Origin of the sequence: Enemella dayhoffiae (assembly GCF_002250625.1) — a bacterium.
GTDB lineage: Bacteria > Actinomycetota > Actinomycetes > Propionibacteriales > Propionibacteriaceae > Enemella > Enemella dayhoffiae.
In genome coordinates this window covers 139,882-151,298 of sequence record NZ_NMVQ01000044.1, presented here as the reverse complement: position 1 = coordinate 151,298, position 11,417 = coordinate 139,882, and the positions used below count along the sequence as shown (strand labels likewise).

Here is an 11,417-nt window from a genome sequence, read left to right as displayed (position 1 = left end):
AAGGGGCGGACCCCCTCCGGGGATGGCGGGGGCCGAAGCCCCCGCCCCGTCAGACTTCCTCGACCCCGGCGAAGCCCTCACCCGGGCGACGCGACAGGTCGATGCCGAATTCGTCGCTGGCGCGATAGTTCTCCTCGTCGGACTCGCGCAGCTCGACCACCGTGCCGTCGGAGGAGAGCACCTCCACGTTCAGGCACAGCGACTTCATCTCCTTCACCAGCACCTTGAACGACTCGGGGATGCCCGGCTCGGGGATGTTCTCGCCCTTCACGATGGCCTCGTACACCTTCACGCGGCCCTGCACGTCGTCGGACTTGATGGTGAGCAGCTCCTGCAGCGCCCACGCGGCGCCGTAGGCCTCGAGCGCCCACACCTCCATCTCGCCGAACCGCTGACCACCAAACTGCGCCTTACCGCCCAGCGGCTGCTGGGTGATCATGGAGTACGGACCGGTGGAACGGGCGTGGATCTTGTCGTCGACCAGGTGGTGCAGCTTCAGCACGTACATGTAGCCGACACCGATCGGGTCCGGGTAGGGCTCGCCGGAGCGGCCGTCGAACAGTCGGGCCTTGCCCGAACCGTCGACCAGCTTGACCCCGTCGCCGGTCGGCAGACCGTGCTCGAGCAGGCCGGACAGCTCCTCCTCGGTGGCACCGTCGAAGACCGGGGTGGCCAGGCGCTGGTCACCCTGCACCAGGCCGAGGCCGTTCTCGATCAGCCGCTCCGCCCAGGGCTCGTCGACCTCGGTCACGTCCCAGCCGGTCTTGGCGATCCAGCCCAGGTGCAGCTCCATCACCTGACCGACGTTCATCCGCGACGGCACACCGAGCGGGTTCAGCACGACGTCGACCGGGGTCCCGTCGGAGAGGAACGGCATGTCCTCTACCGGCAGGATCTTGGAGATGACGCCCTTGTTGCCGTGGCGGCCGGCGAGCTTGTCACCGTCGGAGATCTTCCGCTTCTGCGCCACATAGACCCGAACCAGCTGGTTCACGCCAGGGGCGAGCTCGTCACCCTCCTCGCGGTCGAACACGCGTACGCCGATCACCGTGCCGGCCTCGCCGTGCGGCACCTTCATCGAGGTGTCGCGGACCTCGCGCGCCTTCTCACCGAAGATCGCACGCAGCAGCCGCTCCTCCGGGGTCAGCTCGGTCTCACCCTTCGGGGTGACCTTGCCGACCAGGATGTCGCCGGTGCCGACCTCGGCACCGATCCGGATGATGCCGCGCTCGTCGAGGTTGGCCAGCATCTCCTCGGAGACGTTCGGGATGTCCCGGGTGATCTCCTCGGCACCGAGCTTGGTGTCGCGGGCGTCGACCTCGTGCTCCTCGATGTGGATCGAGGTGAGCACGTCGTCCTGCACCAGGCGCTGGCTCAGGATGATCGCGTCCTCGTAGTTGTGGCCCTCCCACGGCATGAACGCCACGAGCAGGTTGCGACCCAGCGCGATCTCCGCCTGGTCGGTCGCCGGGCCGTCGGCCAGCGGCGTACCAGGCTCGACCCGGTCACCGGCGTTGACCAGCGGACGCTGGTTGATGCAGGTGCCCGCGTTGGAGCGGCGGAACTTGTGCAGTCGGTAGGTCTGGTAGGTGCCGTCGTCGCAGGCGATCTCGACCAGGTCGGCCGACACCGAGGACACCACACCGGCCTTGGCCGCCACGGTCACCTCGCCACCGTCGACGGCGGCGCGGTATTCCATGCCGGTGCCCACGAACGGACGGTCGCTGCGGATCAGCGGCACCGCCTGACGCTGCATGTTGGCACCCATCAGGGCGCGGGAGGCGTCGTCGTGCTCGAGGAACGGGATCAGCGCAGTGGCGACCGACACCATCTGGCGCGGCGACACGTCCATGTACTGGACCTCGTCGCGCGGGATCGTGTCGACCTCGCCGTGCCGCTTGCGGACCAGCACCCGCTCCTCGGCGAAGGAGCCGTCGTCGTTCAGCACCGCGTTGGCCTGGGCGACCACGTAGCGGTCCTCCTCGTCGGCGGTGAGGTAGTCGATCGTGTCGGTCACCGCACCGTTCTCGACCCGCCGATAGGGGGTCTCGATGAAGCCGAACGCGTTCACCCGACCGAAGGAGGCCAGCGAACCGATCAGCCCGATGTTCGGGCCTTCCGGGGTCTCGATCGGGCACATCCGGCCGTAGTGGGACGGGTGCACGTCGCGGACCTCCATGCCCGCGCGATCCCGGGAGAGACCGCCCGGACCCAGCGCCGAGAGCCGGCGCTTGTGGGTCAGCCCGGCCAGCGGGTTGTTCTGGTCCATGAACTGCGACAGCTGCGAGGTGCCGAAGAACTCCTTCAACGCCGCCACCACGGGGCGGATGTTGATCAAGGTCTGCGGGGTGATCGCCTCGATGTCCTGGGTGGTCATCCGGTCGCGCACGACGCGCTCCATCCGGCCCAGGCCGGTGCGCAGCTGGTTCTGGATCAGCTCGCCGACGGTACGCAGACGACGGTTGCCGAAGTGGTCGATGTCGTCCTCTTCGACGATGATGTCGTCGCCACCGCCGGGCGCCGGCAGGGTCTCCTGGCCCTCGTGCAGCGCCACCACGAAGCGGATCGCGGCGACGATGTCGTCGATGGTCAGCACCTGCTGGTCGAACGGCTGGTCGAGGCCGAGCTTCTTGTTGATCTTGTAGCGGCCGACCTTGGCCAGGTCGTAGCGCTTGGGGTTGAAGTAGTAGTTCTCCAACAGCGCCTGGGCGGCCTCCCGGGTCGGCGGTTCGCCCGGACGCAGCTTGCGATAGATGTCGAGCAGGGCGTCGTCCTGGCCGGTGGTGGCGTCCTTCTCCAGGGTGAGCCGCATCGACTCGTACTGCCCGAACTCCTCCAGGATCTTCTCGTCGGTCCAGCCGAGCGCCTTCAGCAGCACCGTCACGTTCTGCTTGCGCTTGCGGTCCAGGCGTACGCCGACCATGTCGCGCTTGTCGACCTCGAACTCCAGCCAGGCACCCCGCGAGGGGATGATCTTGGAGGTGAAGATGTCCTTGTCGGAGGTCTTGTCGGGGGTCTGCTCGAAATAGACGCCCGGGGAGCGCACCAGCTGCGAGACGACGACCCGCTCGGTGCCGTTGATCACGAAGGTGCCCTTGTCGGTCATCAGCGGGAAATCACCCATGAACACCGTCTGGGACTTGATCTCACCGGTGTCGTTGTTCATGAACTCAGCGGTCACGAACAGCGGAGCGGCGTAGGTGACGTCGCGATCCTTGCACTCGTCGACGCTGAACTTCGGGTCCTCGAAACGGTGGTCGCGGAACGACAGCGACATCGTCTGCGAGAAGTCCTCGATCGGGGAGATCTCCTCGAAGATCTCCTCCAGTCCGGACTTGGTGTTCACGTCGGTACGCCCCTCATCGAGGGCGGACTGGACCCGGTCCTGCCAGACCTGGTTGCCGATCAGCCAGTCGAAGGAGTCGACCTGCAGATCGAGGAGATCGGGGACCTCCATCGGTTCGGCGATCTTGGCGAAGGAGATCCGCCCGGTGGGCGAGACGACGTTGGTGTTCTTAGAGGCAGTGCGCGAGGCGGCCAACAGATTGGTCCTTCCGAGAACTCGCAAGCGTTCTGTGCATGCTGAACGACCCTTGTCAAGACGAACCGGACGAGGGTCGAAAATTACGCGGGGCAAACCCCGACTATACACGATGGGACGGCCCCTGTAAAGGTCGGGCGCACCACAAGACAGAACGGTCAAATCGCCACCGCCAGAAGCGGGCTGCTGAACGCTCACGCAAAGGATACTCAAGCAGTCCCGCTTGGCAAGCACCTCCGCCGGAGAAGGGGTTGTCCGGCGCTCGTAGCCTGAAGGACGACCACCCGATCCCGACCCCTGAGGCAGATGGCACAGTCTTCCCCGCCCCCCGGCCCGCCCAATGATTCTCCGGCCCCGCGCGAACCGCTGCTGGGCCTCTCTGTGCCGCAGCTCGCCGGCGGCGCCCTGGCCGCTTCCACCGCGGCGGCGATCGGCTCCCAGCTCGGCGTCGCCGGGACCATCGTGGGAGCCGGTGTGGTCAGCATCATCTGCGCGGTGGCCGGCGCCGTCTACACCCGCACCCTGAAGCACACCGGTGCCCGGGTGAGCGGGCTGGTACGCCGCCCCGCAGGCTCGGCCTCGAACAGCAACCCCGCCCCCACCGGCTCCAGCCCCTGGACCACTGCCGCCGAGTCCCCCGGGCAGACGCAGGCTCCGGCCGACGAGCAGACCCGGGTGCTGTCGATCGGTGCCCGGGCCGGGGAGACGGGCGGCGCGACCGAGGTGCCCGCAACGCCCCGGCGGCGGATCCGTCCGGCTCGGCTGCTGGCCGCCGCGACCGCGGTCTTCCTGCTGGCCGGGTTGCTGGTGACCGGTGTCGAGACACTGACCGGGAACGCGTTGTCCGGCGGTGGTGGCACCACGGTGGGCCGGATCGCCGAACCGTCCACCGGGCGTACGCCGACTCCGCGCGCCACGCCCGACCGCTCCACCACCCCCAGCCCCCAGGCCAGTCGCTCCCGAACGGCCGCCCCCGAGGCGACCGGGAGCTCCGGGCCCAGTGAGCGACCGAGCCCCCGCGCCACCGCCAGCCAGGCACCGACCGGCCGGGCCAGCACCGCCCCCACGGGCACCAGCGGCGGATCCACGTCCGGCTCCGGCTCGTCGGGCAGCGGCTCGGGCGGAGCGGGCAACACCCACGGCGACAGCGGCAGTCGCGGCGAGTCCGGTCAGTAGGCTCCGGCGGGTGGGCACCTTCGACGCGATCATCTTGACCGGGGGGCGTTCCAGCCGGATGGGCTCGCCCAAGCAGCGGCTCCGCTACGCCGGAGCCACCCTGTTGCACCGCGCGTACGCCGCCTGCACCGGTGCGCGGGCCCTGGTCGTGGCCGGTCCGCTCGAGCCGGACTCGCCAGCGGGGATGCGGTTCGCCCCCGAGGACCCGCCCTTCGGCGGACCGGTCGCCGGGATCGCCTCCGGGCTGCTCGCGATCGATGACCCGGCCGAGTGGGTGCTGGTGCTGGCCGTGGACCATCCCGAGCTCCCGGCCGCCGTGCCGGCCCTGCTGGGCGCGGCCAGCGGTCTCACCGACGACATCGACTCGGTCCTTGTTGATCATGGTGGCCGCACGCAGACCCTGCTCGGGATGCACCGACAGCGCTCCCTGCGCCGGGCGGTCCAGGACCTTGATCAGATTCGGAACGCCTCAGTCCGGCAATTGTTCAGCCCGCTGCGCACCCACACCATCGAGCTGGCCGGGATCGACCTCTCGGACGTGGACGAGCCGCCCGACGCCGATCGCTTCGGCATCGCCCTGCCGCCCCACTGAGGGCGTACGCCTCAGCCGCCCACCCGCAGCGCGGTCAGTTCGGCCCGCGAGCGGACGCCGAGCCGGGCGTACACCCGGGTCAGGTGATATTGCACGGTCTTCACCGAGATGAACAGGCTGGCCGCCACCTCCCGGTTGGTCATCCCCTGCACCACCAGATCGACCACCGCCTGCTCCTGCGGCGTGAGCTCGGTCAGCGAGTCGGCGTCGCGGCTCCGGGTGCCGGCCTTCAGCTCGCGGTCACACTTGTCCACGAACCCGGTCGCACCCATCGCCACATAGCCGCGGCGCGCGTTGTGCAGCTCTGCCTCGGCGTCGCGACGCTTGCCGACCCGGCGCAGCGCCTGCCCGTGGGCCAGGTGGATGCGGGTGCGCAGCAGCTGCAATGGCAGGTCCGAGATCAGCCCGAGCGCCCGGTCGAACGCCTCCCGTCCGGCGGTCACCTCGCCCTGGCTGAACAGCACCCGCCCGCGGGCCGAGGCGAGGCGGGCCATCATCGACCGGTGCTGCCGGGCGGCGGCCAGCTCCTCGTGCGGGCGCAGGAACTCATCGGCCTGCTGCACCTCGCCGGTGGCGACCAGCGCGATCGCATAGAAGTCCTGCCAGGGCCAGAACCCCGGCTCGTCGATCCCGGTGTTCCGCTCCCGGGAGAGCATCGGCTCGAACGCGCGTACCGCGCCCGCATAGTCCCCCTCGGCGATCGACACCTGGGCCCGGGCCAGGGTGGCACCGACCAGCATGCCCTGATAGTCGGTCCGTACCGAGGCGGCCTTCGACACGTGGTGCTCGGCGCGGGCGCTCTCCCCGCGCAGCGCGGCGATCTGCGCGGCCGCCCAGTGCACCAGCGGCAGCGCCACGTTCTGCCCGGTCTGCTCCAGCAGCGGCACCGCCCGGTCGACCGCCGCCTGAGCGGCCCGCAGGTCACCGAGCGCGAGCCGGGCGTGGGCCAGCCAGCCGTTCGCCCACAGCGACACCCGGGTCGAGCCGCGCCAGGCGCTGATCGGGGCGGCCATCTCCAACTCGTGCGCGGCCAGCGGCACCCGGTCCAGGGCCAGGTGCAGCCAGCCCTGCCCCATCATCGCGCGCTGCCCCTGGGCGCCGGCGCGCACCGATCCGGTCACCTTGGTGTACGCCTGCACGGCGTCGGCCGCCCGGCCCTCGCCACCGAGCCCGAGGCCGAGCATGGTGTGCGCCTCCAGCCCTGACGGCACCGACGGCACCGCCCCGTCGGCCAACTCGATCGCCCGCTCGGCCCAGGTGACCAGTTCGGCGGAGTTCCAGTCGACCAGGTTGTGCAGGGCCAGCCGGTGCGCGATCGCCGACTTGGTTGCCCGGTCGCAGTCGGTGGCCTGCTGCCAGGCCCGCTGCAACAGCACCTCGGCCTCGTCGCGGTGCCCCAGCATCAGCTGGTGATAGCCGAGCACCGCCTCCCGCAGCGGGGAGGCGGCGGTCGACTCCAGCTCGGGAATCAGCGCCTGCACGTCGAACAGGTTGCCGTTGCTGACCTTCGCGTCCAGGCAGCTGACCAGGCGCCTGGCCGCCTCCGGCTCGCTGACCGACATCCGGCTGGCGGCCAGCCAGGCCTCACCGGCGCGTTCCCACGCCCCCTCGCCAGCACAGCGCGCGGCCCACTGGTCCAGTTCGTCGGCCAGCCCGGCATCGGGGCTGCCGGAAGCCATCGCCCGCTGCCGCAGCCGCGCCCCCGGGTCGCCGAGCACCTCGGCGGCGCGGATGTGCAGGTCGCGCTGCCGGGAGACTCCCATCGACTCGTACGCCGCGGTGCGCAGCATCCGGGAACGGAAGCCGACCAGCAGCCGCAGGCTGGCCCGGCGTACCCGCAGCACGCCCAGGTCGACCGCCCGATCCAGCACCGGCAGCGGATCGTCCAGTTCGGCCAGTGCGGCAACCTCCTCCACCACGGCCCAGCGCCCGATCGTGGCGCACGCCTGAACCAGGCGGCGTACCGGTTCGTCGTCGGCGAGCAGGGTGCGCGCCCGCCGCAACGCCGAGCTGGTCGCCGGGATCGGCGAGTCGGGCGCCTTCCAGGTTTCCGGGTCGTGCTCGGCGAGCAGTTCGAGCACGGCCGCCGCCGAGCCGTCGGTGTGCCGGGCCAGTCGGCGGGCGACTGCCTCGTCGAGGGTGGTGCCGATTCCGGCGGCCAACGCCTGCACCCCGGCCCCGTCGAGGGTGTCCAGGTGGCAGGTCGCACCGCGGTGGGCGCGCGCCAACTCGCTCAGCGGTCCGTTCTCCCCCGGCTCCATGGCGCCCGCGATCACCACCAGCACAGGGGAATCACCCAACCGGTGCACCGCCGAGGAGAGCGCCTGCAGCGACACCTGGTCGGCGTCGTCGGCCTCGGTGACGACAAGCACCCGTTGCCGCTGGCCAGCCAACCCGAGCATCGGGTCGTCGGCGTCCAGCCCGAGCCGCTCCAGCACCGCGCCGGGCTGCTCACGCTCCCACGCCATCGCCGCCACCTCGATGAAGTCGGCCTCGTCCAGCCGCCGCGATTGCAGGGTGGGCAGGACAAGCGCCCGCACGGCTGCGGTCGCGTCGGCCGCCTCGCCGGCGACCAGCAGCAACAACGTCGCCCGCCCCGACAGGGCCTGTTCGACCAGTCCGGGCACGGCCCGAGCCGGCTCACCCAGCGGGTGCGCCAGCTCGGCCGAGCGGAACTGCGGCATCGGGACCCGGCTCAGCCGAGGTCGCCGCCACCGACCGGGAGCACCTGGCCGGTCAGGTAGGACGCCTCGTCGCTGGCCAGGAAGCAGATCGCGGCCGCCTGTTCGTCCAGCGTGCCGTATCGCTTCAGCAGCGAGGATTCCAGCGTCTGGTCGACCGTGACCTGGTGCCACTGCTGTTCCTGATCGGACTGCGGCTCGCCACCGCGCGGGATACGCCGCGGCGGCGCGTCGGTGCCGCCGGGTGCGGTGGCGACCACGCGTACGCCGTGCGGGGCGGCCTCGAAGGCCAGCGAACGGGTGATCGCGTTGACCCCGCCCTTGGCGGCCGCGTAGGGCAACCGGTTCAGCCCCATCGTGGCGACCGAGGAGACGTTCACGATCGTCCCGTGGCCCTGCTCGTAGAGGTGCGGCAGCACGGCTCGGCAACCCCACAGGGTGGGATAGAGCGAGCGGTTGATCTCGGCGGTGATCTCGTCCTCGGCGTATTTCTCATAGGGCTTGCGCCAGATCGTGCCACCGACGACGTGGATGGCCACGTCTACCCGGCCGAACCGGCGGATCGCCTTGTCCACCACGGATTGCGCCCCGGCGTAGGTCTCCAGGTCGGCCAGCTGTGCGACGGCCGCGGACTCGGTACGCCCCAACTCCTCGGCCAACGACTCGACCAACTCGCTGCGGTCGGCCAGCACCAGCTCCCCGCCCTCGGCGTGGATCCGGCGAGCCACCGCCTCGCCGATCCCCTGCGCGGCGCCGGTGACCAGCACCACCTTGCCGGCGAAGCGACCGGGGCTGATGTTGGCCGGCTGCTTGCGTTGATCCTGCATGGCCCGCCGCATGGTCGACTTGGACCGATCGGCATGCGCCATGAACAGCTCCCGCGCCCGGTCGCGTTGCCCCGCCTCGATCGCGTCGACCATGTCGACGTGGTCCTTGGCGCACAGCGGGTGACACCAGGTGGCGTTGCGCAGGGTGTCCTCCATCGCCCCCTTCACCCCGAGCCGCTGGTAGGCCTGCCGCAGGTGGTCGTTCCCGGTGAGGGTGAACAGATAGTCGTGGAACGCCGCGTTGGTCTCGGTGTAGGCCATCGCGTCGACGAACCGATCCCCCTGCACATAGGGAAGCGTGGCCTCGGCGAGCATCCGGTAACCGGCCAGCTGACCGCTGCCGATCCGGCCGAGCACCAGCTCCAGGGCGCCCAGCTCGAGCGCCTGGCGGGCTTCGAAGATGGCGTCCGACTTGAGGATCGACGGGTGTTCCTCGCCGATCTCGTAGCCGTCGCCGGGCTGGTCCTCGTCGGCTGCGCCGGGGCGGCGTACGAACTGCGCGGCGATCCCGGCCGGTTCGGCTCCGCCGACCGACTGCACCTCTGCGGTCGGGAACACCAGCTCACCGAGCAGGTCCCGGCTGCCCTGATCCGGGGCGTCGCCCCGATCGGCGTCCAGCTGCCGCTGCCCGCCGTCCAGCTTGTTGTCGAAGAGTTCCTGTCCCAGCAGGAAACGCCGCTGCTGCTCGTCCTCGGTCGCGGGGGCCGCATCGGCCGGGGCCGGATCCAGCTCGGCGGCCGCGAAGACGCTGATCCCGAGCAGGGAACGCGCCTCCTCGCCGGCGGTGATCAGCTCCCCGCCGACCTCGAAGTCGGCGGCCGCAGCGGCCCCGGCCAGTGCCTGTTCGGCGGCCGCCGCGGCGCCGCGGGTGGCCGGTTCGGCAGTCGGGGCCTGCGGTTCAACCGGGGTGGCGTCCGTCTCCTCGGCGATGGTGCCGACCACCGGCGCCTGGACCGGATCGGTCTTGCGCGCCGGCACCGCGGAGGTGAACTTCTCGTAGTAGAAGCCGGTCGGCTCGATGCCCAGTTCGTTGTCGAAGTGGGTACGCACGGCCTCGACCATCGGCGGCGGGCCGCACAGGTACACCGCGGCGTCACCGGCGTGCAGGTGCTCGGCGGCGATGATCCCCATCACATAGCCGGTGTTCTTCGCCGACGACTTGGGGTCGGCGATGCAGTGGTCCCAGGTGAAGTTCTTGATCTCGGAGGTCAGCGCCTCGAGGGTCTCCAGTTCCACCGCCTCGGCGTCGGTGTTGGCGCCGTACACCAGGTGGATGGTGCGGCTGGAATCGCTCGCTGCAACGGTTCGCAGCATCGACAGCATCGGCGCCAGCCCCGTGCCGCCGGCCACCATCAGCACCGGCCGGTGCGCTTCGCGCAGGAAGAAGGAGCCGTGCGGGCCGGTGAAGGTGACCTCGTCGCCCACCTTCGCCTCGGTGGACAGCCAGGTCGACATCAACCCCCCGGGGATGATCTTCACCAGGAACTCCAGCTCCTCGGTGCCCGGGTCGTTGGAGAACGAATAGGAGCGGGTCTCGTCGCTGCCGGGGACGTGGATGTTCACGTACTGCCCGGGGAGGTAGGCGAGCTTGTCCCGGTTCGGGATCGTCATCCGCAGCCGCATCACGTTGTCGGAATAGCGGTGCACGTCGGTGACGGTGCCGGTGTAGGTGGCGGTCTGGGTCTTCGCCACCGCCGAGGTGCTGTTGATCTGCAGCACCAGGTCCGATTGCGGCTTTGCCTGACAGGCAAGGAGATACCCCTTGCTCGCCTCGTCCTCGGTGAGCGCGTCCTCCACATAGAAGCCGTGGTCATAGTCGCCGGACTCGCAGAACGCCTTGCAGGTGCCGCAGGCTCCGTCGTTGCAGTCCACCGGGATGTTGATGCGCTGCCGGTACGCCGCATCCGCCACGCTCTGGTCGTCGGCCACGGTGATGAACCGGGTCACGCCGTCCTCGAAGGCCAGGGCCACCTTGAAGTCCGTCATTGGATCTCTTTCCTGTACGCCACCCCGGCGTCGCTCCGACCGCCACCGCGGGGGCTGGCGAGGCGGCGGAGCGACTCCATGGCCGGGTCGATCAGATGTGATAGATGTCCACGACGTGGTGGATGTAGTCGTTCTTCAGCACCACCGTCTTGCGGCGGATCAACGGGGTCGGGCCGCCGAAATCGATGGTATAGAAGGAAGTCCCGTAATAGGGGTCCATCGTGCTGTAGCGGAAGTACATCGTGTGCCAGTTGAACCTGATGTCCACCAGGTTGCCGCGGCGCTCGATCACCTCGACGTTGCTGATGTTGTGGCTGGTGCGCGGCTCGGGGATCGAGGTGGCGCTGGAACGCTCGGTGCGGATCCGGAAGACCCGATCCTCCAGGCCACCCTTGTTGCCGTAGTAGATCAGCGACATCTCGGTCTGCGGGTCCTGGGTGAGTTCACCGTTGTCGTCCCAGGCGGGCATCCAGTAGACGACGTCGTCGTGATAGCACTCCAGCCACTTCTCGAACTGCCGGTCGTCGAGATAGCGGGCCTCGCGATAGAGGAACTGCTCGATCGTCGTCTGGTCGATGCGGACCTGTTCCGCTTGCAGGGTGTCGGTCATGGGT

Annotated in this window: 6 protein-coding genes; 2 read left to right on the top strand and 4 right to left on the bottom strand. The window is 69.8% G+C overall.

What is annotated here, in order from left to right:
• Positions 1-49: 49 nt before the first annotated feature.
• Positions 50-3,541, bottom strand: coding sequence for a DNA-directed RNA polymerase subunit beta (rpoB, locus tag CGZ93_RS15735; RefSeq protein WP_094365094.1), 3,492 nt, complete (start codon positions 3,539-3,541; stop codon positions 50-52).
• A gap of 306 nt (positions 3,542-3,847) precedes the next feature.
• Between rpoB and CGZ93_RS15730 the strand changes: the two genes are divergently transcribed.
• Entirely contained in the window at positions 3,848-4,717 is an 870-nt protein-coding gene (locus CGZ93_RS15730; protein WP_141211250.1) for a superantigen-like protein SSL4, read from the top strand.
• A 10-nt stretch (positions 4,718-4,727) separates the two neighbouring features.
• Complete coding sequence (gene mobA, locus CGZ93_RS15725; protein ID WP_094365092.1) at positions 4,728-5,309, top strand: molybdenum cofactor guanylyltransferase; 582 nt, start codon at positions 4,728-4,730, stop codon at positions 5,307-5,309.
• Positions 5,310-5,320: 11 nt separating this feature from the next.
• Here the strand turns inward: mobA and CGZ93_RS15720 are convergent, their stop codons facing one another.
• From CGZ93_RS15720 to benB, 3 genes are all read right to left on the bottom strand, one after another.
• Positions 5,321-7,993, bottom strand: a complete 2,673-nt coding sequence (locus CGZ93_RS15720; protein ID WP_094365091.1) for a helix-turn-helix transcriptional regulator — start codon at positions 7,991-7,993, stop codon at positions 5,321-5,323.
• Between the two features lie 11 nt (positions 7,994-8,004).
• Positions 8,005-10,803, bottom strand: coding sequence for a benzoate 1,2-dioxygenase electron transfer component BenC (gene benC / locus CGZ93_RS15715; protein ID WP_094365090.1), 2,799 nt, complete (start codon positions 10,801-10,803; stop codon positions 8,005-8,007).
• Between the two features lie 91 nt (positions 10,804-10,894).
• Positions 10,895-11,413 carry a benzoate 1,2-dioxygenase small subunit gene (benB, locus tag CGZ93_RS15710; RefSeq protein ID WP_094365089.1) on the bottom strand — a complete coding sequence of 173 codons (519 nt, stop codon included), beginning with the start codon at positions 11,411-11,413 and terminating at the stop codon, positions 10,895-10,897.
• Positions 11,414-11,417 lie beyond the last annotated feature (4 nt).

What these genes read in the sequence shown, in the direction of transcription:
- benC (WP_094365090.1), bottom strand. Translation starts at nt 10,803, where the DNA reads ATGACGGACTTCAAGGTGGCCCTGGCCTTCGAGGACGGCGTGACCCGG.
- CGZ93_RS15720 (WP_094365091.1), bottom strand. Translation starts at nt 7,993, where the DNA reads ATGCCGCAGTTCCGCTCGGCCGAGCTGGCGCACCCGCTGGGTGAGCCG.
- CGZ93_RS15730 (WP_141211250.1), top strand. Translation starts at nt 3,848, where the DNA reads ATGGCACAGTCTTCCCCGCCCCCCGGCCCGCCCAATGATTCTCCGGCC.
- benB (WP_094365089.1), bottom strand. Translation starts at nt 11,413, where the DNA reads ATGACCGACACCCTGCAAGCGGAACAGGTCCGCATCGACCAGACGACG.